A 22,572-nucleotide genomic window follows, 5' to 3' on the forward strand; every position below is an offset into this window, starting at 1 on the left:
TCGCATCACGCGAGCTGCGCCGGATTGCCAGACAGGGATGAAGGAAGAGATGGCAACCACTCCCGTGCCTCGGGCACTTGACCCCCATGCCGCGATCGCCCTTGAGGCGACGGGCCTTGACGACAGCGGCGGGCTGCGGACGGCGGATGGACAGCCGTTGTCGCGCGCTTTGGCGCGCAGTTCGCGGCGCGCGCGGCGTCGGGCCTTCTTTCTGGTCCTGCCGCTTTTGCTGTTCATCCTCATCACCTTTGTGGTGCCGATTGGCCAGATGCTGCAACGCTCGGTCAAGAATGACGGCTTTTCCGCGAATATGCCCGAGTTGAGCCGCTGGTTCGCCGAGCATCCGCGCGGCACCGCCCCCGACGAGACCGCCTATGCGGCGCTGGCCGCCGACCTGAAAAGCTCGGCTGAGGCGCGCACTATTGGCACGGTTGGCACGCGGATCAACTATGATCTCGCGGGCTCGCGCTCGCTCTTCACCTCGGCGGGACGGACCGCCCGGACGGGGCTCGAGCCGCCCTATCAGTCCTCGGTTCTGGCGATGGACCCGAAATGGGGCGATCCCCATCTGTGGTCGGTGATGCGTGAGGCCTCGAGCCCCTATACCGCGAATTTCTATCTCGCCGCGCTGGATCGCACCCGCAATGATCAGGGCGAGATCACGATGGCTCCGGCTGATCAGCAGGTCTATGTGATGCTCTTCAAGCGCACGATGATGCTGTCGGCGATCATTACCGTCACGACTTTCCTCTTGGGCTTTCCCATTGCCTATCTGCTGGCGACCTTGCCGCTGCGCAAGTCCAACCTCTTGATGATCCTTGTGCTTTTGCCATTCTGGACCTCGCTTCTGGTGCGGACCACCGCGTGGATGGTGCTGTTGCAGCAGCAAGGCGTCATCAATGACTTTCTGGTTTGGCTCGGGGTGATCGGCAATTCGAGCCGGATTCAGATGATCTACAACCAGACCGGCACGATCATCGCCATGACCCATATTCTGCTGCCCTTCATGATCCTGCCGCTTTACTCGGTCATGCGCACGATCAACCCGAGCTATGTCCGCGCGGCGCGTTCGCTTGGTGCGACGAGCTGGACCGCTTTCCGCCGGATCTATTTCCCGCAAACCCTGCCGGGGCTGGGGGCGGGGGCGCTTTTGGTCTTCATTCTGGCGATTGGCTATTACATCACGCCCGCGCTGGTCGGCGGCTCGTCGGGGCAGCTCATCTCGAACATGATCGCGATGCATATGACCCAGACGCTCAACTGGTCGATGGCTGCCGCCTTGGCCGCATTGCTGCTCGGCGGCGTGCTGATCCTCTACTGGATCTACGACCGGCTGGTCGGCATCGACAATCTGAAACTGGGGTAAACCATGGCGCTTCCGACTTATGCATCCCCGCTCGAGCGCGTCTGGCATTACGCCTATCTGGTGATCTGCGGGCTGATCTTTTTCTTCCTGATCGCGCCGATTGTCGTGGTCATCCCGCTGTCCTTCAACGTCGAGCCCTATTTCACCTTCACCCACAAGATGCTGGCGCTCGACCCCGAGGGTTATTCGCTGCGCTGGTATGACACGCTTTTGACCTTCGGCATGGCTAATCCCGGCGCGCCGCGGGACTGGAGCTGGTGGGTCGATGCCTGGCAGAACGCCAAATGGATCAATGCCGCGAAAAGCTCGATCATCATTGGCGTGTGCTCGACCATTGTGGCGACGGTGCTGGGCACGCTGGCCGCCCTTGGTCTCAGCCGCCCCGAGATGCCCTTCCGGCGCATCATCATGGCGGTGCTGATCTCGCCGATGATCGTCCCGATCATCATCACCGCGACGGGCATGTTCTTCTTCTACTCGAACCCCTGCTCGCCCTTGAGCTGGTTCGGGGTCGAGCCGAATTGCGGCAAGCTCGCCGGGACTTACCTTGGGATCATTCTCGCCCATGCGACGCTTGGCATTCCCTTCGTCATCATCACGGTGACCGCGACGCTGATCGGCTTTGACCAGTCGCTGAACCGTGCGGCGGCAAGCCTTGGGGCCAATCCGCGCACGACCTTCTTCCGCGTGACCTTGCCGCTGATCCTGCCGGGGGTGATCTCTGGCGCGCTCTTCGCCTTTGTCACTTCCTTTGACGAGGTGGTCGCGGTGCTCTTCATCGCCGGGCCGGATCAGCAGACCATTCCGCGCCAGATGTGGACCGGTATCCGCGAGCAGATCTCGCCCGCGATCCTCGCCGTGGCGACGCTTCTGGTGATCTTCTCGATCGCTTTGCTGACCGCGATCGAGCTCTTGCGCCGCCGGACCGAGCGGCTGCGCGGGGTGACACCGCGCTAAGGCATAATCCGGCGAGGGACGGAGGAGGGGGCGCGCCACGGGCCGCGCCCCTTTTCCATTCAGGGCAGAACCGCGATCCAGAACCAGATCGTGAAGATCGAGAGCGCGGTCGAGATCAGCACGGTCGAGGCCGCGACCCGTTTCGCGCGGCCATACATCGAGGCGAAGAGATAGGCATTCACGCCCGGCGCCATGCTCGCGGTGATCACGGCCGAGCGGATCGCGCCGGTCGGCAAAGCGAAGAGCTTGCCAAGCGTGAAGGTCAGGACCGGATGCAGCACCAGCGAACAGGCGCAGCAAAGCGCAATCGCCTTGCCGTCCCCCTCGGGGCGATAGCGATAAAGAACGCCGCCCAGCCCGAACAGCGCGGTCGGCAGCGCCGCGCCCGCCATCATATCGGCCGCCGCCCAGAAGCCCGCGGGCAGCACCAACCCCAGCGACAGAAGCAAGTTCATCACCAGACCGCAGAAGATCCCGATGACCAGCGGCGTGCGCAACACGCCCCTCAGCGCGCGCGACACCACCCGGCCAAGCGAGAGGTTCAGCTCGCGCGCGCGGGTGAATTCCATCATCGTGATGCCGAAGGTGTACAGCAACGGCGAATGGATCGAGATGATCGCAAGGTTGCCCGCAATCGCCTCGGCGCCATAAGCGCGCTCCATGATCGGGATGCCCAGCAGCAGCGAATTCGAGAAGAGGCAGCAAAAGCCGATGGCCACCGCATCCTCGGGCGAGCGGCCCAAATAGCGGCGCGCGACGAACCAGCCGGTGAAATAGGACAGAAACGCGCCGGTGTAGAAGGCGAGCCACATCAGCGCGTTGAAATTCCCGCTGAGATCGAGCCGCGCGATATTGGCAAACAGCAGCACCGGCACCGCGAAGTTCTGCGCAAAACGCATCACCCCATCAATGGCGCTTTCGTCGAGCATCTTGCGCCATGTCACCAGATAGCCAAAGCCGATGATCAGAAACACCGGCAGGATGACATCAATCAGGATCGTCATTTGAAGGTCAGGACCATCCCGTCATAGGCCGGTTCGACATGGTCCGGCGTCTCGGCGCGGACCGCCTCGTAATCGAGGTCGATATGCATATTCGTGGTGACGCCCTGCCGGGCGCCCGCCTGCGCGATCCAGTCGAGCGCCAGCGCCAGATGGGCATGGCTCGGGTGCGGCGTGTGGCGCAAAGCGTCGCAGATGAAAATCTCGCAGCCCGCGATCGCGGGCCAGGCCGTCTCGGGGATCGAGAGCACATCGGGCAGATAGACCAACCCGCCATCCTCGCCCGCGACGCGGAACCCCAGCGCCGGAATGCCGCCGTGATCGACCTCGAAGGGGGTGAAATGCAGCTCTCCGCCCGCGCCGTTCACGCTGAAGGCGCCGCCGATGTGGTGCAGCTCGCAGATCGGCGGGTAATAAGAGCCCGCGGGTGTCTCGAAAATATAGCCAAAGCGGTCGAGCAGCGCCAATGAGGTCGGGCGGTCGGCCCAGATCGGCATGATCCGCCCCATATTATAGACAATCTGGCGCAGGTCATCGATGCCGTGGATATGGTCGGCATGGGGATGGGTGTAAAGCACGCCGTCGAGCTCGCCGACATCCGCGCTCAGCAGCTGCGGCACAAGATCCGGCCCAGTGTCGATCAGCACGCGCGTCGTGCCATTCGGCCCCACGCGCTCGATCAGAAGCGAGCAGCGGCGGCGGCGGTTCTTCGGGTTGAGCGGGTCGCAGGCCCCCCAGCGGTTCCCAAGCCGAGGCACCCCGCCTGAGGAGCCGCAACCAAGGATCACCGCCCGGATCATAAGGCGGCCTTGCTGAACAGCCGGTCGAAATTGGCCGAGGTCAGCGCTGCGAATTCCGCCTCGGAGAGCCCCAGCGCCTCGGCACCGATGCGTGCGGTATGGACGACATAGGCGGGCTCATTGCGCTTGCCGCGATAGGGCGGGGGCGCGAGATAGGGGGCATCGGTCTCGACCAGAATGCGTTCGCGCGGGGCATTGAGAAAGATCTCGCGGATCTCTGTCGAGCGCGGGAAGGCCGCGATCCCCGACATCGAGAGGTAAAAGCCGAGATCCAGCGCGGCTTTCGCAAGCTCGGGCCCGCTGGTGTAGCAATGCATGACGCAGCCATAGGCCCCGTTGCGGTGCTCCTCGGTCAGGATGCGCGCCATATCGTCATCGGCATCGCGCGAATGGATGATGAGCGGCAGGCCGGTCTCGCGCGCGGCGGCAATATGGATGCGCAGGCTCTCGGCCTGAACGGCGGCGCTTTCGGCGGTGTAATGGTAATCAAGCCCGGTTTCGCCGATGCCCACGAACTTCGGATGCTGCGCAAGGGCGATCAGCTCATCGACCGTGACCAGAGGCTCTTCGGCGGCATACATCGGATGGGTGCCGCCCGCGTAAAAGACGCCGTCATGGGCTTCGGCAATCGCCCGCACGCGCGGCTCGTTCTTCATCCGGGTGCAGATCGTGACCATCCGCGTCACCCCGGCCGCTTTGGCCCGCGCGATCAGCTCACCCTCCTGCCCGGCGAAATCCGGGAAATCGAGGTGGCAATGGCTGTCAACAAGCTGGGGGAGGAGGGAAGGTGCGGTCATATCTGCCGGGTCCGATCATGTCGCGGGCTGGTTCGCGAGCCCAATGAGCATATCCAACACCAAAGCGGAAGGGTCAAGGTTGACGGCTCGTCCGGTTCGGGCGCGCGCCGACAGTTCCGCCTGGGCAGTCGCCCAGATCCGCGCGCTTTGATCGTCGGGAGACATCCGCGCCAGAACCTCGGCCTCGCCCTCGGCGGCCTCGGGCAAAGGTGGGCCAAGGAGGCCCGCAATCGCCGCGCGCGAGAGGAAGCGGTCGAGAAGCGTCATGGTCAGGTCGAACGGATCGCCCGACGCGCCGGGACGGCCCGCCGCCAGATCGGCAATCGCTGCCGCCTTGCGCCGGTCCATCCGTGCGGGATGCTCGAAAAGATCGACGATGCGCTGGTAAAGCGCGATCCCGTCCTGGCCGGTCAGCCGTAACGCCTCGCCGACCGAACCGCCCGAAAGCGCGGCAAGTTTATCCGGATCGCCGGGCGCGTCGAGCCCTGCGAGAATATGGCCGATCTCGGCGGTCGAGAGCGGCGAAAGGCGCAGCTCGCGGCAGCGCGAGCGAATGGTCGGCAAAAGACGCGCGGGCTGGTGCGAGATCAGGAAGATCACCGCGCCTTTCGGCGGCTCTTCGAGGATCTTTAACAGCGCGTTTGCCGCCGAAGGGTTCATGTCATCGGCGGCGTCGATGATCGCAATCCGACGTCCGCCCTCCGCCGCGCTCATGTGGAAAAATGAGAGCAGGCGACGGATTTCCTCAACCGTGATCTCGGACCGCAACCGACCGGTTTTCTCATCGACGGGACGGCGGATCAGGCTCAGGCGCGGCTCGGAGAGCGCGGCGATGCGGCGCAGGACCGGATCGTCGGGCGGAAGCTGCAGCCCGGAACCGGGAGCCTCGGACAAAAGCCAGCGTGCCAGCGCCCAGGCGAGCGTCGCCTTGCCGGTGCCGCGCGGCCCGGTGATCAGCCAGCCATGGTGCAGACGCCCCGAGTGGGCTGCGGTGAGAAAGCTTTCAATCGCCGCGGCATGGCCGATCACCTCTGACGCGTGGCGGGGATGAGGCGCGCCGGGGACCCGGTCGGCCTCGGGAAGCTCGTCCTCACTCATGGCAAAAGCGCGCGGATGCGGGCGGCGACGACATCTTCGGAACCGGTGCCGTCAATCAGACGCACCCGCGCGGGCGCCTCCTCGGCGAGCGCGTGAAAGCCGTCGCGCAGCCGGTATTGGAAGGCGAGGCCCATGCCCTCGAAACGATCTTCAACCGTCGCGCGGGCCTGTCCCCGGGCCAGCGAAATCGCCGGGTCGATGTCGATGACGAAGGTGAGGTCAGGCTCGATCCCGATCATCAGCGCGTGAAGCTGGTCGACGGTCTGGCGCAGATCGGCGCGAGCCGCGCCCTGATAGACCCGCGAGGAATCGGCGAAGCGATCGGTGATGACGGTCGCGCCACGCGTGAGTGCAGGCTGGATCAGGCGTTCGAGATGGTCGCGGCGCGCGGCGGTGAAGAGCAAAAGCTCGGTTTCGGGGGACCAGCGTTCAGCGCCGCCTTCGACGAGAAGGCGGCGGATCTCTTCAGCCCCGGCGCTGCCGCCCGGCTCACGCGTCAGGACGACCTCGCGGCCCTGGCCCGCAAGCTCTGCCGCAAGACGGCGCGCTTGCGTGCTTTTGCCAGAGCCGTCGACCCCCTCGAAGCTGATGAACATCCGCGCGGTCTCAGCTGCCGGCGGCGTCGATGGCTTTATGCGCGAGACGCGAAGCCGCGCCCTGCAAGCGGCCGAAGACCCCGGCTGAATCGACATCGGTCGCGGTGATCAGCGGCATTTTCGACTCGCCCGTGCCCGGGATCTGGATGACGAGATCGCCAACCCGCGTGCCCGCTTTGATCGGCGCCTCGATCGGTCCGTTGAAGACGGCTTCGGCCGTCACGCCCGATTGCGCGCCCGCCGGGATCAGCACCTTGACGCCGTCTGCGGTCGTCAGCCCGACCCGGCTGCGGTCACCCAGCCAGACCGGGGCTTCGGCGACGATTTCGCCCTTCGGCACGACCGTGCGCATGGTGAATTGGCGGAAGGCCCAGTTCACGATGCGCTCGGATTCCTCGGCGCGGGATTTGTCGTCTTGAAGACCGGAAACCACGAAGATGATGCGGCGGCCACCTTGAACGGCAGAGCCGACCAAGCCGTACCCGGCTTCTTGCGTGTGCCCGGTCTTGAGCCCGTCGGCCCCGATCCCGAGCTTCAAGAGCGGGTTGCGGTTGCGCCGGTTCGCGGGGGCGCGGTTGTCGAAGGGAAACTCGGCGATGGCGAAATATTTGTAATAATCCGGGAAGTCGATGATCAGATGCTGGGCGAGCAGACCCAAATCATGTGCGGTCATGATCTGGTCGGGATCGGGCCAGCCCGAAGCATTGACGAAATGCGAATTCTCAAGACCGAGCGCCTTGGCGCGATCGGTCATCTGGCGGGCAAAAGCCTCTTCCGTGCCGGCGAGACCTTCGGCGACGACGACGCAAGCGTCATTGCCCGATAGCACGATCATGCCCTTGATCAGCTCTTCGACGGTCGGGCGATCCTGTTCGTTGAGGAACATGGTCGAGCCCTGCATCTGCCGCGCTTTGGTCGACACCGGCAGGCGGGTATCCAGCTGGACGCGCCCTTCTTTCAGAGCCTCGAACAGCATGTAGATCGTCATGAGCTTCGACATCGAGGCCGGATGCATGGCCTGATCGGGGTTCTTCTCCATCAGGACTGTGCCGGTTTCGACATCATAGACCCAAGCCTCGCGGGCATTCGTGTCGAAGGCCATGACCGGGGCCACTGTCGAGAGCAGGGCACAAATTCCGACGAGAAGGGAGCGCATGAGGATTCCTTTGCCTGTCGCTTTTTCCCGCATGGTTACAGCAGCGGTCCGCAAGTCGCAACGATGCGGCCTGCGGATTTCAGCGAAGTGATCACCTCCGGGGTGACTTCACGCAATCCTGACGTGCAAATCACCCGAACGCTTGCATCAATAGCTGCGGATCAGCCCGACAAGACGACCCTGAACCCGGACCATATGTTCGGGCAGAAGCCGGGTTTCATAGGCGGGGTTGGCCGCCTCAAGCGCGACCAGCCCGTTCTTGCGCCGATACCGCTTCAACGTCGCCTCATGGCCATCGACCAGCGCCACGATGATTTCGCCATTATCGGCGAAATCCTGTTCGCGGATGACGACGACATCGCCGTCGTTGATCCCGGCCTCGATCATGGAATCGCCACGCACTTCAAGCGCATAGTGATGTTCGCGGCTGGTCAGCATACTGCCCGGCACGGCGATGTGATGGGACACCTCTGAAATCGCCTCGATCGGGACACCGGCGGCGATCCGGCCCATCACCGGCAGTTCGATCGCGGCAGCTTCGACAAGCGGGGCGGCAGGGGGCAGGGTCGGCTGCGCGGCCTTGTCGCTGTCGAGGGCGCGGGGCCTCATCTCTCCACCCCGGCTGTCGCTGCCTTTGCTGAGGGCATCGGGCAGGCGGACGATTTCCAGCGCACGGGCGCGATGGGGAAGGCGGCGGATGAAGCCGCGTTCTTCCAGAGCCGTGACCAGACGATGGATACCGGATTTCGAGCGCAGATCGAGCGCGAGCTTCATTTCGTCAAAAGAAGGCGGTACGCCATCGCGGGCCATGCGGCCTTGAATGAATTCGAGCAACTGAATCTGTTTCTTCGTCAGCATAAGTATCCCCGATCCTTCTGCCTGTCCATGTTCGACTTATGTTCTAACTTCCCGAGGGAGTCACGTCAATCAATTCAACCGATTCGATTGAACAAAAGGTTAACATTGCAAAGAAAATCGCGGTTTTAGCCGTGAAGGGGCAAATATTCGACGATCTCGCCTATCTCTCGTGCCGGGTCATGGGCCGGGCGGATCAAGAGGGCATCGGCCTCGGCCAGAAGCCCAAGCCGGGCGGAATCCTGATCGGCGAAAGCAGAGATCCCCGGCAGATCGGGTCCCGCAGTCAGGCGCGCGCGCTGGTAATGCTGCCGGTCGCCCTCTGGCGGGAGGGCGGCGGTCAGCCGGGCGCGGCGCGGCTGATGGCGCGGCGAAAGCCCCTGCATCGCCAAGAGGAGCGGCTGCATGAAAAGCTTCGCGCAAACGATCGACGAGACCGGATTGCCCGGCAGGCCCAGCATCGCGGCCGCGCCCATCCGGCCCGCCATCAGCGGTTTTCCGGGGCGCATGGCGAGCTTGTAGAAGGCGCGCTCCATGCCAAGATCGCCGGAAACCTTGGCGATGAGATCATGGTCGCCGACCGAGGCGCCGCCAATGGTGACCACCAGATCGGCGCCCTCGGCCAAAGCAAAGCCCTCGCGCAGGCTTTCTTCGGTGTCGCGGGCGATGGGCAGGATGCGGGCCTCGGCGCCGACTTCGCGGGCGAGCCCGGCAATCGCAAGGTCGTTCGAGCAGATGATCTGGCCGGGGCCGGGGATCTCGCCGGGGCGGACCAGCTCATCGCCGCCAGCCATGACGGCGACGATGGGGCGGCGGGCGACACTGATGCGCGGCACATTCATCGCGGCCAGCAGCGCCAGATCCGAAGGGGCGAGCGGGCGGCGGGGCAGGAACTCGGCGCCTTCGGCGAAATCATTGCCGCGCAGACGGATGTTGACGTTGGCGGTGACCGGGCCCACGGCGATGCGGTCGCCTTCGCGCGTGACGATTTCCTGCATGACCACGCGGTCATAGCCTGCGGGAACCGGCGCGCCGGTGAAGATGCGGATTGCAGTGCCGGGACGCGGCGTGCCGTCCCAAGGGTGCCCCGCGGACGAGGTGCCGATGACCTCGAGCGGGCCGGGCAGATCGGCACTGCGCAAGGCATAGCCGTCCATGGCGGCGGAATCGAACGGCGGTTGGGTCAGACGCGCGACGGCAGGGGCGATCATCACCCGACCGAGCGCCTCGCCAATCGCGATTTCCTCTGCGACCGGGGGGCGGGCAAGACCCAAAACCAGCGCCGTGGCGTCGTCAACCGTAATCATTCCGCTTTGAAATCCCCTGATTTTCCGCCGGTTTTCGAGATGAGCCGGATGCCCTCGATCCGCATGTCCTTTTGCGCCGCCTTGAGCATGTCATAGACGGTGAGGCAGGCGGTCGAGACTGCGGTCAGCGCCTCCATCTCGACGCCGGTGCGGCCGGTGGTGGACACGGTCGCGGTGATGCGGATACCGGGCAGCGCGTCGTCGGGCTCAAGCTCGACCGCGACTTTGGTGATCGGCAGCGGATGGCAGAGCGGGATCAGATCCGAGGTGCGCTTGGCCCCCATGATGCCCGCGAGCCGCGCAACCCCCAGCACATCGCCCTTTTTCGCGCCGCCTTTGGCCAGAGCCAAGGTCTCGGGCGACATCACGACCAGCCCTTCGGCGACGGCGGTGCGGGCGGTCTCGGGCTTGTCCGAAACATCGACCATATGGGCCTGACCGCTGGCGTCGAAATGGGTCAGGCTCATGCGGCAAGGCCCAGGATCTGGCGGGTGGCGGCGGTCACATCGGCCTGGCGCATCAGGCTTTCGCCGATGAGGAAGCGGCGCGCGCCGCCTGCCGCCATGCGGTCGAGATCGGCGGGGGTGAAAAGCCCGCTTTCGCAGACGAGATCACGGCCCTCGGGCAGATGGGGCGCAAGCTCGAGCGTGGTTTCGATGCTGATGTCGAAGGTCTTGAGATTGCGGTTGTTCACGCCGACCAGCGGCGATTTCAGGCGAAGCGCGCGGTCGAGTTCCTCGCGGTCATGGACCTCGATCAGCGCATCCATGCCCCAATGGAAGGCGGCGTCCTCCAGCTCTGCGGCCAGAGCATCATCGACCGAGGCCATGATGATCAGGATGCAATCGGCGCCCCAAGCGCGGGCCTCGGCGACCTGATAGGTGTCGTAGAGGAAGTCTTTACGCAAAGCGGGCAGATTGCAGGCGGCGCGGGCGCGGGTCAGAAACTCGGGCGCGCCTTGAAAGCTGGGGCTGTCGGTCAGGACCGATAGGCAGGCCGCGCCCCCGGCCTCATAGGCCTGAGCGAGCGACGGCGGATCGAAATCGGCGCGGATCAGCCCTTTCGAGGGGCTCGCCTTCTTGATCTCGGCGATGAGCGCATGGCCCTGCGCGGCCTTTTCGCTCAGCGCGCGGGCAAAGCCACGGGGAGCATCGGCGGCGCGGGCCTCGGCCTCGACACCGGCCAGCGGACGCGCGGCTTTCGCCTTAGCGATTTCTTCAAGCTTATAGGCTTTGATGCGATCGAGAATATCCATGGTCCGAGTCTAGCCTTGAGGGAGGTGCGGGGAAAGCCCCAGTCAGATAGTGCCAGCCCAATCGATGAGCGGCGCGCCTTGCGCGGCCAGCCAGTCGTTGACGCGACTGAAGGGGCGCGAGCCAAAAAAGCCACGCCGCGCCGAAAGGGGCGAGGGATGGGCGCTGGCAATCACCAGATCTGTGGCGCGGGGCAGCCCGTCCAGCGCCTTTTGCGCATGGCCGCCCCAGAGGATGAAAGCGATAGGGCCGTGCTTTTGCGCCTCGACCACCGCCTGACGCGCGAGCTTGTGCCAGCCCCATTTGGCATGAACGCCCGCTTCGCCCGGCAGAACGCTGAGCGAGGTGTTGAGCAAAAGCACGCCCTGACGCGCCCAATGGGAAAGATCCCCGGTCGCGGGACGCGCGCCGAGATCCGTGTCCATCTCTTTGTAGATATTCGACAAAGAGCGCGGCAAAGCGGTTTCCGGCGTCACCGAAAAGGCCAGTCCATTGGCATGGCCGGGGGTCGGATAGGGGTCTTGGCCCAGCAGAACGACGCGGACCTTGTCCGGCGGCGTCAGATCAAGCGCGGCAAAGACGCGATCGGGGCCGGGCAGCCAGTTCTGATCCGCCAAACGGTCGCGAATGACGGGCCAATCCGTGCCAAAGAACGGCAGGCCCGCCCAGCTTTCGGGGGCTTTCATTCTACGCTCATGCCTCGGGCGCGCCGGTATGGCCCGCCAAAGCGTGGAGCTTGGCCAGCGCCTTGCCGGAATCGAGCGCATCCGCCGCGATCTCGGCCCCTTCGCGCAGGGATGTCGCGCGGCCCGCGATCAGAAGCGCGGCTGCCGAGTTCAGCAGCACCGCATCGCGATAGGCATTCTTCGCCCCCGCGAGAATCGCCCGTGCGGCGGCGGCATTCTGGGCGGGATCACCGCCGACGATCTCTTCGAACGGATGGACGGGGAGGCCCGCATCCTCGGGCGAGATCTCGAATTCGCGCACCGTGCCGTCCTTCAGCTCGGCCACCCAGCTTGGCCCGGCAATCGACAGCTCATCGGTGCCGTCGCTGCCATGGACGAGCCAGGCTTGCTCAGACCCCAACTCGCGCAGGGTCTCGGCCATCGGGCGGTTCCAGTCCTGATGGAAGGTGCCGGTCAACTGGCGCTTGACGCCTGCGGGGTTGGTCAGCGGCCCCAGCAGGTTGAAGATCGTGCGCGTGCCCAGCTCGGTCCGGGCCGGGCCAACATGGCGCATCGCCGGATGATGGACCGTCGCCATCATGAAGCAGATGCCGGTGTCATCAAGGGCGGCCTGCGCGACCTCGGGCGTGGTCATCACATTGATGCCCAGATGCGTCAGCGCATCGGCCGAGCCCGATTTCGACGACAGGTTGCGGTTGCCGTGTTTGGCGACCGGCACGCCTGCGCCCGCGACGACCAAAGCCGAGGCGGTCGAGATATTCAGCGTGCCCTTGCCGTCGCCACCGGTGCCGACGATGTCGATCGCGCCTTTCGGGGCCGAAATGCGGTTCATCTTGGCGCGCATGGCGCGGGCGGCGGCGGCGATTTCCTCGACGGTTTCGCCGCGCACGCGCAGAGCCATCAGCAGGCCGCCGATCTGCGCTGGTGTCGCCGCCCCGTTGAAGAGCGCCGAGAATGCCGCCTCGGCCTCATCCCCGGTCAGCGAGCGTGTCGCCGCGACCGAGATCAGCGGGCGGATGTCTTGCAGGCTCATGCGGCGGCCCCGCTTTTGTTCGTGGTGCGGCGCAGGAAGTTTTCGATCATCGCATGGCCGTGTTCCGAGGCGATGGATTCGGGGTGGAACTGCACGCCCTCGATCGGCAGGGTCTTGTGTTGCAGCCCCATGATCGTGCCGTCCGGGCTGGTCGCGGTGACGCGCAGCACATCGGGCAAAGTGCCCGGATCGACGGTCAGCGAGTGGTAGCGCGTGGCCTTCAAGGGCGAGGGCAGGCCGGCAAAGACCCCGGTGCCGTCATGGATGATGTCATCGGTCTTGCCATGAACGACCCGGCTCGCGCGGACGACCGTGCCGCCGAAAGCCTCGCCGATGGCCTGATGACCAAGGCAGACGCCGAAAAGTGGCAGGCCGCGTTCGGCGGCGGCACGGATCAGCGGCACGATAATGCCCGCCTGCGCCGGAGCGCGGGGCCCGGGCGAGACCAGAATGCCCGAGGCGCCCATGGAAAGCGCCTCGTCAACGGTGAGCACGTCATTGCGGCGCACCACCACTTCGGCCCCCGCCTCACCGAGATAGTGAACGAGGTTCCAGGTGAAGCTGTCGTAGTTGTCGATGAGCAGGATCATGGGCGCGCCTTGCTTTGGGGGGTGAACCCCGGAAATTCTGCGGCTATAGATGTGACAAAGGGCCAAGCGGGGTCAAGCCCGCGAGGCAAGAAAAGCAGGGACGGATACCGACAGGACCAATGGCTCGGGGCTTCGCGAAAGGTTTGTTTCAGGGCGTGATCCTGTGCGGTGCCGCAGTTGCGGCGCTGTCTCTGGCTTTGCCTCAGCCCCGCAAGGACGGGGCGACGGTTGCCAATCCCGGCCCGGATGCGGCGGCGCTGGACCTGCCGGTCGGCTCGGAATTCGGGCGCGGCGAGGATGAGACCCCGGTCGCGCCGGTGGGGCTGAGCCGTCCGAACACCGCAGCACTTGGCGATGCGCCCGCCGTGGTCGCGCCCAGCAGCGAGCTGCGGCCCGCTCCGGCCAAAGCGCCCGCCGCGCGTCCCGAGACCGCGAAAGAGGCGCCGGTCGCGCCAGTCGCGCTTGCGCCAATCAGCGAGAACCCGGACCTTCCGGCGGCTCCGGGTGGCGAAGCGCCAATCCCGGTCGAGCCGCCCGGACGGGTCGAGACGCCGACGCTCGACCGCGCGCCCGAGCAGGGCACGACCGAGACCGCGCCCGATCTGCAAGGGCTTGCCCAAAATGACGCGCCCGATCCGCGCGGCCGTCAGGCGCCCGCGCCGGCGATGCCGGGCGCGCCAGCCTCGGATAAGCCTGCGTCGGACAAGCCCGCATTGGTCACCCCCGCTCCGGCCACGCCGGAAAACCCCACCGCGTCCGGGTCTTTGCCCGTTGCCGAGCCTGCGCAGCCCGTGACCGAACCGACCTCTGCGCCGATCCCGCAAGTGGCGCCGAAAGCGACGGCTTCCAAACCGACTGAGGCCAAGCCGTCCGAAGCAAAGCCGACGGCTCCCACGCCGACCACACCAAAGCCGACCACACCAAAGCCAACCGAGCCAAAGCCAACCGGGCCCGCGTCACAACGCCAGCCCAATCCCGGTGCGCTTGACCTTTCTCTGCCGCCCGATCCCGGCGGGCTTCATCTTTTTGACCGCAACTGATCTCAGGGACGCCATGCTTCCGCTCAACCCCGCGCTTGCCTCGACCTTTCGCCCGCCTGTGATGGAGGCGCGGCGCTGGCTTGAGGGGGTGAGCTTCCCGCCCGAGCGTCCGCTGATCAACGTGAGTCAGGCCGCTCCGGTCGAGCCGCCGCCCGAGGGGCTGCGTCGCGCCATCGCCGAGGCCGCGCTGACCCGGCCCGAGGCCCATCTTTACGGCCCGGTGCTGGGCAATCCCGATCTGCGCGCAGCCGTCGCGGCGGAGTGGAGCCGCGCCTATGGCGGGACGCTCTCGCCCGACCATGTCGCGATCACGCAGGGCTGCAATCAGGCCTTTTGCGCGGCGATTGCGACCGTGGCGGGGCAGGGCGATGAGGTCATCATTCCGGTGCCGTGGTATTTCAACCACAAGATGTGGCTAGAGATGCAAGGCGTCAAAGCCGTGCCTCTGAGCTGCGGTCCGGGCATGGTGCCCGAGGCCGAGGCAGCGGCGCGGCTGATCTCTGCGCGGACCAAGGCGCTGGTGCTCGTGTCGCCGAACAACCCGTCGGGCGCGGAATATCCCGCCGAGACCTTGCGCGATTTCTATGCGCTCGCGCAAAAGCACGGGCTGGCGCTGATCGTTGACGAAACCTACCGTGATTTCGACAGCCGCGACGGCGCGCCGCATGATCTTTTCGCCGATCCCGACTGGGGCGATACGCTGATCCAGCTTTACTCCTTCTCGAAAGCCTATCGCCTGACCGGCCACCGCGTCGGCGCGCTGATTGCCAGCCCGGCGCGGATGATCGAGGTCGAGAAGTTCCTTGATACGGTCGCGATTTCGACCGGGCAGCTTGGCCAGATCGGCGCGCTGTGGGGGATGACGCATCTGCGCGACTGGCTGGCAGGCGAGCGCGCCGAGGTGATCGCGCGCCGTGATGCCATGCGCGCGGGGATGGAGGCGCTGCCCGGCTGGACGGTCAAGGGATGCGGCGCCTATTTCGCCTGGGTCGAGCATCCGTTCGCGATCAGCTCGGCCGAGCTTGCCAAACGGCTTGTCCGCGAGGCTGGCGTGCTGCTTTTGCCCGGCACGATGTTCATGCCAGAGACCGATCCCGCGGCGCCGCGCCACCTGCGGATTGCCTTCGCCAATGTCGATCAAGCGCGCATCCAAGAGTTGATGACACGGCTCAGGACGTTCCAAGCCTGAAAACACACGCGGAATTGCGTCTCCTCGACACTTGCCGCGCTGGACGCGGCACCCTAAACAAAGCCCGACACAAACCGACAGGCGGAAAAGATGACGAAACCCCGGAGCAAGGCCAAATCCACGGTTTACGGAGTCCTCATGGGCTTCATGCTGATCGGCCTTGGCGGCTTCGGCATCCAGAACTTCAGCGGCGGCAGCTCGAGCGATATCGGGCAGGCGGGCGATATTTCGGTCACCGCTGGCGATTACGCGCGCGGCGTGCGCAACGAGATGCAGAACTTCTCGCAGCGCATGGGCAAGGCCATGACCATGGAAGAGGCCAAGCAGATCGGCGTGCCGCAGATCGTGCTGTCGCGGCTCTTCTTGTCGGCCTCGCTAGAAAATGAAGCGAACCGTCTGGGCATTTCGGTCGGCGACAAGACCGTGGGCGAGCAATTGCTGGCGATCCAGGCCTTTCGCGGTCTGACCGGTCAGTTCGACCGTAAGGTCTATGCCGATACTTTGCGTCAGGAGGGCATGACCGAGCGCCAGTTCGAGCATGATCTGCGCATGGATCAGGCCCGGCTCATGCTGCAACAGGCCGTCACTGGCGGCATCAAGGCGCCCGAGGCGATGACCAATCTCAGCGCCTCCTGGCTGCTCGAGACCCGCAATATCCGCTGGCAAGAGCTTTTGGCCAAGGATCTGGCCGCCCCGGTCGTTGCCCCCGATGAGGCGACGCTCGAGGCTTGGCACAAGGCCAATGCCGATCGCTTCACCGCGCCCGAGATCCGCAAGATCACCTATGTCTGGATCACGCCCGAGATGATCGAGGAAAAGGTGCAGATCGACGATCAGGCGCTGCGCGATCTCTATCAGCAGCGCATTGCGGAATTCGTGAAACCTGAGCGCCGCATGGTCGAAAAGCTGGTGTTCCAGGATGACGCCGCCGCTGCCGCGGCGAAAGCGCGGCTCGACAAGGGCGAGGTTGATTTCGAAGGGCTCGCGAAAGAGCGCGGGCTGACGCTGAACGACGTTGATCTGGGCGAGGTCACGAAAGACCAGCTCGGCGCGGCGGGCGATCAGGTCTTTGCTCTGACCCAGCCCGGCGTGACCGGGCCGCTGCCGACCAATCTGGGCCCTGCGCTCTTCTCGATGAATGCGATCCTTGAGCCGGTGAACACCACGTTCGAGGAAGCCAAGCCCGAGTTGCGCGGCGAGGCGGCTCTGGACCGTGCCCGTCGCCAGATCGACGAGATGCGCAGCCAAATCGACGACGAGCTGGCCAGCGGTGCCACGCTTGAGGATCTGGCCAAGGACAAGGGCCTTGAGCTGGGCAAGATCGACTGGACGCAGAGCGAAGAGCCCGCGCAAGGCAGCATCGCCGGTTATCCCGCGTTCCGCTCGGCGGCTGGGCAGGTGACCACGCAGGACTTCGCCGAACTGAAAGAGCTCGACGACGGCGGCATTTTCGCGCTGCGCCTTGACGAAACCGTGCCGCCCACGCTGATCCCCTTCGAGGAAGCGCGCCCGCGCGTGACCGAGGACTGGATTGCCAGCGAGACCCATCGTCGCCTGCTGGCGCTGGCCGATGAAGGCAAGGTTGCCGCCATGTCGAAGACCATGGCCGCCGCAGCGACCGAAACCGCGACGACTGCGGGCGCCGCGCCTGAAACCACCGCGCCTGAAACCACCGCGCCTGAAACCACGGGGACTGAAACCGCTACGGCCGAAGCGACCACACCGGTTCCGGGCTCGGACGAGGCGGCGGTTAGCGCCGAAGCCGACAAAGAGCCGTGGCATGAGGTCGCAAGCCTGCCGCGCGACGGCTTTATCTCGGGCACGCCGCAGGCCTTGGTTCCGGGCGCCTTCGGGCTGAAGGAAGTGGGCGATACCGATATCGTCAGCGCCGAGAACCGGGTGTTTCTGGTGACGCTTGAAGCGATCAACAAAGCCGATCTCGGCTCGGATCAGGCCAAGCCCGTGCTGACCAATGTCGGCAACCGGATCGGCCAATCGCTGCAGCAGGACCTTTTCGACTATTATGCCCGGGCGGTTCAGGCCGGTCAGGGCGTGACGATCAATCAAGCCGCAATTGACGCGGCGAATTCGCGGATGTGACGATGGATCTGGCACCGGAATTTGCGGAATTCGAACGGGGCTGGGCGGAGGGCCGCAACCAGCTGGTGACGATCCGGCTGGCGGCCGATCTGGATACGCCCGTCAGCCTGATGCTGAAACTGGCCGAAGCCGCGCCGAACTCGTTCATGCTCGAAAGCGTCACCGGCGGAGAAATTCGCGGGCGCTATTCCTTCATCGGCATGAAGCCCGACCTGATCTGGCAATGCCGCGACGGCAAGGCCACGATCAACCGCAATGCCCGCTATTCGCCGGATTTCGAGGCCGATGAGCGGCCTGCGCTGGACAGCCTGCGCGCGCTGATTACGGAAAGCCGGATCGAGATGCCGGAAAACGTGCCGCCGGGGGCTGCGGGGCTTTTCGGCTATCTCGGCTATGACATGATCCGTCTGGTCGAGCATCTGCCCGATGTGAACCCCGATCCGCTTGGCCTGCCTGACGCGATGTTGCTGCGTCCGACCGTGGTCGCGGTGCTTGACGGGGTGAAGGGCGAGGTCACGCTTTGTGCGCCCGCCTGGTATGAGCCGGGCGTGCCTGCGCGCGCCGCCTATGCCCAAGCCGCCGAGCGGGTGATGGAGGCCCTGCGTGCGCTCGATCGCCAGCCCTATGAGCCGCGCACCTTCGGCGCAGAGATGAAGGTCGGCCAGCCGCGCTCAAACTTCACGCGCGAGGGCTATCTCGCTGCGGTCGAGAAGGCCAAGGATTACATCCGCGCGGGCGATATCTTCCAGGTCGTGCCGAGCCAGCGCTGGTCGCTCGATTTCCCGCTGCCGCCCTTCGCGCTTTACCGCTCGCTGCGCCGCACCAATCCCTCGCCCTTCATGTTCTTCCTCAACCTCGACGGCTTCCAGATCGTCGGCGCGAGCCCCGAGATTCTGGTCCGTCTGCGCGACGGCGAGGTCACGGTGCGCCCGATCGCAGGCACCCGCAAACGCGGCGCCGATGCGGCCGAGGATCGCGCGCTCGAGGCCGATCTGCTGTCGGATCAGAAAGAGCTCGCCGAACATCTGATGCTGCTCGATCTCGGGCGCAATGATGTCGGCAGGGTCGCCAAGATCGGCACCGTGCGCCCGACCGAGAAATTCATCATCGAGCGTTACAGCCACGTCATGCATATCGTCTCGAATGTCGTGGGCGAGCTGCGTGAGGGCGAGGATGCGCTCTCGGCACTGCTCGCGGGGATGCCCGCAGGCACGGTCTCGGGCGCGCCGAAAGTCCGCGCGATGGAGATCATCGACGAGCTCGAACCCGAAAAGCGCGGCGTCTATGCCGGTGCGGTCGGCTATTTCGCCGCCAATGGCGAGATGGATATGTGCATCGCGCTGCGCACAGCAGTGGTCAAGGACGGCCAGCTTTACATTCAGGCCGGGGGCGGCGTCGTCTATGACAGCGATCCCGAGGCGGAATTCGAAGAGACCGAAAACAAAAGCCGCGCTTTGCGTCGCGCGGCGGAAGAGGCGGCGCGCTTCGTGCGCGGCGCCAACAGCTAAGACTGGGTTTACTGGGTCGCGGGCGTCTGATTTGCCCGCGCCCGCCATTCCCGCCAGGTCAGCCAGATGATGAAGGCGTCAAAGGCCGAAAGCGCGACCATGACGATGCTGCCGGTGTGCCACCAATCCAGCATCTGCCAGCCGATGAACCCCGCCAGAACCAGCATGGCGAAGGGGAAGGCGCTATACCATTCCTTCATCAGCGCGACGACCACGCAGAGCTTCACCAGACCGTGGCCGATCATGTAGATCGCCCAGAAATGCAGGTGCTCGCGGCCCATGCCATTGAGATGATGGGTCAGGAAATGCGCCAGCCGGTCATCGGGATCGGCAATGGCGCGATGGAGCCCGGTGTCTTGCAGGAAATGCAGCGCGCGCAGGCTGAGAGGCGTCAGCAGGAGCACGCCGAACAGAGTCTCGAAGCTCGCAAAGATCCCCTTGAGGAGAACCGAGGCCTCGAAGACCCAATGCAACATGCGCCTGCTGGCGGTGAACATCAGTCTTCGCCGCGAATGGGCTGGACGTATTGCAGCGCCATGTCCCAGGGGAAGAAGATCCAGGTGTCCTGGCTGACCTCGGTCACATAATCCTGCACCATCGGCTTGCCCTTGGGTTTGGCATAGACGGTGCCGAAATGGGCCTTCGGATATTTCTCGCGCACCAGCTCCAAGGTACGACCGGAATCGACCAGATCGTCGATGACGAGGATGCCTTCGCCGTCCTGCATCAGCTCGGGGTCGGGCGATTTCAGGACCACCAGACCGCCCTGTTCCTGCTTGTGGTAGGATTTGACCGAGATCGTGTCGATGGTGCGGATATCAAGCTCGCGCGCCACGATCATCGCGGGCACGAGACCGCCGCGGGTGATCGCCACAACCGCGCGCCAATCGCGCCCGTCCAGCCGCCACGCCAGCGCGCGCGCATCGCGGTGCATCTGGTCCCAGCTGACGTGAAAGCCTTTTTCGTGGGGGAGGCGCTCGGTCATGTCATGTCCTTTTCAATGATGAAGGATCAATAGCAGGCCCAAAAGCCCCATCGCCAGAGCCGCCGCGCGATCAATCCAGAGTTTGGCTGCGAAATAGCGCGTCCTCATCACCGCTGTCGACATAGAAATAGCGATCAGTGAATACCAGAAAAGCTCGGTTCCCAGACAAGTGAAGTAAACCACCACTTTCTGATCGACTGACATCGCCTCGGGGAAGATCGACAAGATCACCGCCGCATAAAAGAGCGCGGGTTTCGGGTTCGAGAGGTTGAGCGTGATTCCCCCCCAGAAGCCCTTGCTCGCACCATCCGCCGCCTCGGGGATCGGTTGAGTCGAGGCGCGCCACAGCACCACGGCAAACCACAGCAGATAGAAGCCGCCGAAGATCTTCATCGCCACGAACAGCGGGGGATGCAGCTTGAAGACCACCGCAAGCCCCAGAAGCGCGAAGATGCACCAGAGCGAGGCGCCCGTCGCCAGACCCAGCGCATAGGGCCAGGCCCGCGACCGGCCATATTGGAACGCCGCCTGCGTGGCGGCGATGATCGCCGGGCCGGGGGTCAGAATGGCCAGAGACATGGCGGCAAAGAGCGCCAGAAATTGTTCGACGCTCATGCCGCCTCGCCGGTTTGAGGGTTAGTCTTTCTTCGCCGTCGAAATATCGGGCGCATCGACGGCTTTCATGCCGACGACATGATAGCCCGCATCGACGTGATGGGTCTCGCCGGTGACGCCGCTGCTCATATCCGAGAGCAGGTAAAGCGCCGATTGGCCGACCTCGTCCTGGCTGATGTTGCGGCGCAACGGCGAATTCAGCTCGTTCCACTTCATGATATAGCGGAAATCGCCAATGCCCGAAGCGGCCAGCGTCTTGATCGGCCCGGCCGAGATCGCATTGACCCGCACGCCGTCCTTGCCGAGATCCTCGGCCAGATAGCGCACAGAGGCTTCCAGCGCGGCTTTGGCGACGCCCATGACGTTGTAATGGGGCATCACACGCTCGGCGCCGTAATAGGTCAGCGTGAGCAGGCTGCCGCCATTCGACATCATCGCGCTGGCATGACGTGCGACCGAGGTGAAGGAGAAGACGGAAATATCCATCGTCATCAGGAAATTGTCGCGCGTCGTATCGGCATAGCGCCCGCGCAATTGGTCCTTGTCGGAAAAGCCGATCGCATGGACGACGAAATCAATGCCGTCCCAGCGCGCGCCCAGTTTGGTGAACAGATCCGCCACCGATTGCTCATCCGAGACATCGCATTCGACCACGAAATCGGAACCGATTTCCGCCGCCAGCGGATCGACCCGCTTCTTGAGTGCTTCGCCGTGATAGGAAAAAGCCAGCTCGGCACCGGCATTGGCAAGAGCCTTGGCGATGCCCCAGGCAATCGACTTGTCGTTCGCCAGCCCCATGATCAGGCCACGCTTGCCCTGCATCAACCCGTGACCGCCATTGCTTGACATAGAGACGTCCCTCGCGATTTTCTTCATTGTGGCAGGATTAGGCTAAGACGAAAGAGGCATCAAGTGTCAGGAGAGCAGCAGAAATGAGCGAGCGGACCGGAATTTTCGCGGGAAACGACCCGTTCGACATCGCAAGGCGCTGGCTGACCGAAGCCGAAAAGGCCGAGCCGAACGATCCGAATGCGATCGCTCTGGCGACGGTCGATGCCGATGGGCTGCCCGATGTCCGCATGGTTCTGCTGAAAGATATCGACGGCTCGGGCGATGATGGCTCGTTCGTTTTCTATACGAATTATGAAAGCGCCAAGGGCGTCGAGATCGAGGCAACCGGCGTCGCGGCCTTCGTGCTCCATTGGAAAAGCCTGCGCCGCCAGATCCGCGTGCGCGGCCATGTCATCCGCGAGGAAGGCGCTCCGGCCGACGCCTATTACCGCTCGCGCGCGTTGCAATCGCGCATCGGCGCCTGGGCCTCGGCGCAAAGTCGGCCGCTTGCAAGCCGCGGAACCCTGGTGGCCGAGGTCGCACGTCAGGGAATCAATCAAGGATTGAACCCTGCACGCCCGCCGTTCTGGGGCGGCTATCGCATACAACCTGTGCAAATCGAATTCTGGAGTGACGGTGCGTTCCGACTGCATGACCGCTTCCGTTGGGTGAGAAAGAATAACTACAAAGAAAACAAAGAGCTGGACTTTCCGGTCGAAAATATCGCGGATTCGCTTTGGGAGGTCTGCCGTCTTAGCCCTTGATTCTGGATGGCAATGAACTCATGGTAAGGAAAACCTGACCATTCA

General features: G+C 64.5%; 24 protein-coding genes. 7 read left to right on the forward strand and 17 right to left on the reverse strand.

Annotated elements, in window-relative coordinates; genetic code table 11:
* The first annotated feature begins 64 nt into the window (after positions 1 to 64).
* Both JCM7686_RS03525 and JCM7686_RS03530 read left to right on the forward strand, forming a co-directional pair.
* On the forward strand, positions 65 to 1,366 hold the full coding sequence (locus tag JCM7686_RS03525) for an ABC transporter permease (RefSeq protein ID WP_041527562.1): 1,302 nt from the start codon (positions 65 to 67) through the stop codon (positions 1,364 to 1,366).
* Between the two features lie 3 nt (positions 1,367 to 1,369).
* Positions 1,370 to 2,323, forward strand: coding sequence for an ABC transporter permease (locus tag JCM7686_RS03530; RefSeq protein WP_020949494.1), 954 nt, complete (start codon positions 1,370 to 1,372; stop codon positions 2,321 to 2,323).
* Between the two features lie 59 nt (positions 2,324 to 2,382).
* Here the strand turns inward: JCM7686_RS03530 and JCM7686_RS03535 are convergent, their stop codons facing one another.
* The 13 genes from JCM7686_RS03535 to JCM7686_RS03595 form a co-directional block, all read right to left on the reverse strand.
* Entirely contained in the window at positions 2,383 to 3,327 is a 945-nt protein-coding gene (locus JCM7686_RS03535) for an AEC family transporter (protein WP_020949495.1), read from the reverse strand.
* On the reverse strand, positions 3,324 to 4,124 hold the full coding sequence (locus JCM7686_RS03540; protein WP_020949496.1) for an MBL fold metallo-hydrolase: 801 nt from the start codon (positions 4,122 to 4,124) through the stop codon (positions 3,324 to 3,326). The genes JCM7686_RS03535 and JCM7686_RS03540 overlap by 4 nt, the downstream gene beginning before the upstream one ends.
* A complete protein-coding gene (locus tag JCM7686_RS03545) occupies positions 4,121 to 4,921 on the reverse strand; it encodes a TatD family hydrolase (RefSeq protein WP_020949497.1) in 801 nt (266 codons plus the stop codon). Before JCM7686_RS03545 ends, JCM7686_RS03540 begins: the two co-directional genes overlap by 4 nt.
* A 15-nt stretch (positions 4,922 to 4,936) precedes the next feature.
* Positions 4,937 to 6,019, reverse strand: a complete 1,083-nt coding sequence (locus tag JCM7686_RS03550; protein WP_020949498.1) for a DNA polymerase III subunit delta' — start codon at positions 6,017 to 6,019, stop codon at positions 4,937 to 4,939.
* Positions 6,016 to 6,615, reverse strand: coding sequence for a dTMP kinase (gene tmk, locus JCM7686_RS03555; protein WP_041527096.1), 600 nt, complete (start codon positions 6,613 to 6,615; stop codon positions 6,016 to 6,018). The genes JCM7686_RS03550 and tmk overlap by 4 nt, the downstream gene beginning before the upstream one ends.
* A 10-nt stretch (positions 6,616 to 6,625) precedes the next feature.
* Positions 6,626 to 7,771: a D-alanyl-D-alanine carboxypeptidase family protein gene (locus tag JCM7686_RS03560; RefSeq protein ID WP_020949500.1), complete on the reverse strand. Its 1,146-nt coding sequence runs from the start codon at positions 7,769 to 7,771 to the stop codon at positions 6,626 to 6,628.
* Positions 7,772 to 7,918: 147 nt separating this feature from the next.
* Positions 7,919 to 8,629, reverse strand: a complete 711-nt coding sequence (lexA, locus tag JCM7686_RS03565) for a transcriptional repressor LexA (RefSeq protein WP_020949501.1) — start codon at positions 8,627 to 8,629, stop codon at positions 7,919 to 7,921.
* Positions 8,630 to 8,754: 125 nt separating this feature from the next.
* Entirely contained in the window at positions 8,755 to 9,933 is a 1,179-nt protein-coding gene (locus tag JCM7686_RS03570) for a molybdopterin molybdotransferase MoeA (protein ID WP_020949502.1), read from the reverse strand.
* Positions 9,930 to 10,400, reverse strand: a complete 471-nt coding sequence (gene moaC, locus JCM7686_RS03575; protein ID WP_020949503.1) for a cyclic pyranopterin monophosphate synthase MoaC — start codon at positions 10,398 to 10,400, stop codon at positions 9,930 to 9,932. Before moaC ends, JCM7686_RS03570 begins: the two co-directional genes overlap by 4 nt.
* Positions 10,397 to 11,188 (reverse strand): indole-3-glycerol phosphate synthase TrpC, encoded by a 792-nt coding sequence (trpC, locus tag JCM7686_RS03580; protein ID WP_020949504.1) that lies wholly within the window; start codon positions 11,186 to 11,188, stop codon positions 10,397 to 10,399. The genes moaC and trpC overlap by 4 nt, the downstream gene beginning before the upstream one ends.
* 42 nt (positions 11,189 to 11,230) lie before the next feature.
* Entirely contained in the window at positions 11,231 to 11,872 is a 642-nt protein-coding gene (locus tag JCM7686_RS03585; RefSeq protein ID WP_020949505.1) for a uracil-DNA glycosylase, read from the reverse strand.
* 7 nt (positions 11,873 to 11,879) lie between these two features.
* Positions 11,880 to 12,905, reverse strand: coding sequence for an anthranilate phosphoribosyltransferase (gene trpD / locus JCM7686_RS03590; RefSeq protein ID WP_020949506.1), 1,026 nt, complete (start codon positions 12,903 to 12,905; stop codon positions 11,880 to 11,882).
* Entirely contained in the window at positions 12,902 to 13,495 is a 594-nt protein-coding gene (locus JCM7686_RS03595) for an anthranilate synthase component II (RefSeq protein ID WP_020949507.1), read from the reverse strand. Before JCM7686_RS03595 ends, trpD begins: the two co-directional genes overlap by 4 nt.
* Before the next feature lie 119 nt (positions 13,496 to 13,614).
* On the opposite strand from JCM7686_RS03595, the gene JCM7686_RS23285 reads away from it, so the two are divergent.
* The 4 genes from JCM7686_RS23285 to trpE all read left to right on the forward strand — a co-directional run bounded on the left by JCM7686_RS23285 (position 13,615) and on the right by trpE (position 19,332).
* Entirely contained in the window at positions 13,615 to 14,535 is a 921-nt protein-coding gene (locus JCM7686_RS23285) for a hypothetical protein (RefSeq protein ID WP_020949508.1), read from the forward strand.
* A gap of 13 nt (positions 14,536 to 14,548) precedes the next feature.
* Positions 14,549 to 15,724, forward strand: a complete 1,176-nt coding sequence (locus JCM7686_RS03605) for an aminotransferase (RefSeq protein ID WP_020949509.1) — start codon at positions 14,549 to 14,551, stop codon at positions 15,722 to 15,724.
* Positions 15,725 to 15,814: 90 nt separating this feature from the next.
* Positions 15,815 to 17,824: a SurA N-terminal domain-containing protein gene (locus JCM7686_RS03610; protein WP_041527097.1), complete on the forward strand. Its 2,010-nt coding sequence runs from the start codon at positions 15,815 to 15,817 to the stop codon at positions 17,822 to 17,824.
* A 2-nt stretch (positions 17,825 to 17,826) separates the two neighbouring features.
* Positions 17,827 to 19,332, forward strand: a complete 1,506-nt coding sequence (trpE, locus tag JCM7686_RS03615) for an anthranilate synthase component I (RefSeq protein WP_020949511.1) — start codon at positions 17,827 to 17,829, stop codon at positions 19,330 to 19,332.
* A gap of 8 nt (positions 19,333 to 19,340) precedes the next feature.
* Here trpE and JCM7686_RS03620 read toward each other — a convergent pair whose 3' ends face one another.
* The 4 genes from JCM7686_RS03620 to fabI are packed head-to-tail and all read right to left on the reverse strand — an operon-like array spanning position 19,341 to position 21,781.
* On the reverse strand, positions 19,341 to 19,829 hold the full coding sequence (locus tag JCM7686_RS03620; protein ID WP_020949512.1) for a DUF2127 domain-containing protein: 489 nt from the start codon (positions 19,827 to 19,829) through the stop codon (positions 19,341 to 19,343).
* Positions 19,829 to 20,317: a xanthine phosphoribosyltransferase gene (gpt, locus tag JCM7686_RS03625; protein ID WP_020949513.1), complete on the reverse strand. Its 489-nt coding sequence runs from the start codon at positions 20,315 to 20,317 to the stop codon at positions 19,829 to 19,831. Before gpt ends, JCM7686_RS03620 begins: the two co-directional genes overlap by 1 nt.
* Before the next feature lie 12 nt (positions 20,318 to 20,329).
* A complete protein-coding gene (locus JCM7686_RS03630) occupies positions 20,330 to 20,932 on the reverse strand; it encodes a LysE family translocator (protein WP_020949514.1) in 603 nt (200 codons plus the stop codon).
* A 21-nt stretch (positions 20,933 to 20,953) separates the two neighbouring features.
* On the reverse strand, positions 20,954 to 21,781 hold the full coding sequence (fabI, locus tag JCM7686_RS03635; protein ID WP_020949515.1) for an enoyl-ACP reductase FabI: 828 nt from the start codon (positions 21,779 to 21,781) through the stop codon (positions 20,954 to 20,956).
* Positions 21,782 to 21,864: 83 nt separating this feature from the next.
* Here fabI and pdxH point away from each other — a divergent pair, with 83 nt between their 5' ends.
* Positions 21,865 to 22,527, forward strand: coding sequence for a pyridoxamine 5'-phosphate oxidase (gene pdxH / locus JCM7686_RS03640; protein ID WP_020949516.1), 663 nt, complete (start codon positions 21,865 to 21,867; stop codon positions 22,525 to 22,527).
* The last annotated feature ends 45 nt before the right edge of the window (positions 22,528 to 22,572 follow it).

It is taken from the genome of Paracoccus aminophilus JCM 7686, assembly GCF_000444995.1.
GTDB lineage: Bacteria > Pseudomonadota > Alphaproteobacteria > Rhodobacterales > Rhodobacteraceae > Paracoccus > Paracoccus aminophilus.

Bases quoted from the DNA above. Each gene is read 5' to 3' on its own strand.
- JCM7686_RS03530 (WP_020949494.1), top strand. From the start codon at position 1,370: ATGGCGCTTCCGACTTATGCATCCCCGCTCGAGCGCGTCTGGCATTAC.
- JCM7686_RS03535 (WP_020949495.1), bottom strand. From the start codon at position 3,327: ATGACGATCCTGATTGATGTCATCCTGCCGGTGTTTCTGATCATCGGC.
- JCM7686_RS03540 (WP_020949496.1), bottom strand. From the start codon at position 4,124: ATGATCCGGGCGGTGATCCTTGGTTGCGGCTCCTCAGGCGGGGTGCCT.
- JCM7686_RS03545 (WP_020949497.1), bottom strand. From the start codon at position 4,921: ATGACCGCACCTTCCCTCCTCCCCCAGCTTGTTGACAGCCATTGCCAC.
- JCM7686_RS03550 (WP_020949498.1), bottom strand. From the start codon at position 6,019: ATGAGTGAGGACGAGCTTCCCGAGGCCGACCGGGTCCCCGGCGCGCCT.
- tmk (WP_041527096.1), bottom strand. From the start codon at position 6,615: ATGTTCATCAGCTTCGAGGGGGTCGACGGCTCTGGCAAAAGCACGCAA.
- JCM7686_RS03560 (WP_020949500.1), bottom strand. From the start codon at position 7,771: ATGCGCTCCCTTCTCGTCGGAATTTGTGCCCTGCTCTCGACAGTGGCC.
- lexA (WP_020949501.1), bottom strand. From the start codon at position 8,629: ATGCTGACGAAGAAACAGATTCAGTTGCTCGAATTCATTCAAGGCCGC.
- JCM7686_RS03570 (WP_020949502.1), bottom strand. From the start codon at position 9,933: ATGATTACGGTTGACGACGCCACGGCGCTGGTTTTGGGTCTTGCCCGC.
- moaC (WP_020949503.1), bottom strand. From the start codon at position 10,400: ATGAGCCTGACCCATTTCGACGCCAGCGGTCAGGCCCATATGGTCGAT.
- trpC (WP_020949504.1), bottom strand. From the start codon at position 11,188: ATGGATATTCTCGATCGCATCAAAGCCTATAAGCTTGAAGAAATCGCT.
- JCM7686_RS03585 (WP_020949505.1), bottom strand. From the start codon at position 11,872: ATGAAAGCCCCCGAAAGCTGGGCGGGCCTGCCGTTCTTTGGCACGGAT.
- trpD (WP_020949506.1), bottom strand. From the start codon at position 12,905: ATGAGCCTGCAAGACATCCGCCCGCTGATCTCGGTCGCGGCGACACGC.
- JCM7686_RS03595 (WP_020949507.1), bottom strand. From the start codon at position 13,495: ATGATCCTGCTCATCGACAACTACGACAGCTTCACCTGGAACCTCGTT.
- JCM7686_RS23285 (WP_020949508.1), top strand. From the start codon at position 13,615: ATGGCTCGGGGCTTCGCGAAAGGTTTGTTTCAGGGCGTGATCCTGTGC.
- JCM7686_RS03605 (WP_020949509.1), top strand. From the start codon at position 14,549: ATGCTTCCGCTCAACCCCGCGCTTGCCTCGACCTTTCGCCCGCCTGTG.
- JCM7686_RS03610 (WP_041527097.1), top strand. From the start codon at position 15,815: ATGACGAAACCCCGGAGCAAGGCCAAATCCACGGTTTACGGAGTCCTC.
- trpE (WP_020949511.1), top strand. From the start codon at position 17,827: ATGGATCTGGCACCGGAATTTGCGGAATTCGAACGGGGCTGGGCGGAG.
- JCM7686_RS03620 (WP_020949512.1), bottom strand. From the start codon at position 19,829: ATGTTCACCGCCAGCAGGCGCATGTTGCATTGGGTCTTCGAGGCCTCG.
- gpt (WP_020949513.1), bottom strand. From the start codon at position 20,317: ATGACCGAGCGCCTCCCCCACGAAAAAGGCTTTCACGTCAGCTGGGAC.
- JCM7686_RS03630 (WP_020949514.1), bottom strand. From the start codon at position 20,932: ATGAGCGTCGAACAATTTCTGGCGCTCTTTGCCGCCATGTCTCTGGCC.
- fabI (WP_020949515.1), bottom strand. From the start codon at position 21,781: ATGTCAAGCAATGGCGGTCACGGGTTGATGCAGGGCAAGCGTGGCCTG.
- pdxH (WP_020949516.1), top strand. From the start codon at position 21,865: ATGAGCGAGCGGACCGGAATTTTCGCGGGAAACGACCCGTTCGACATC.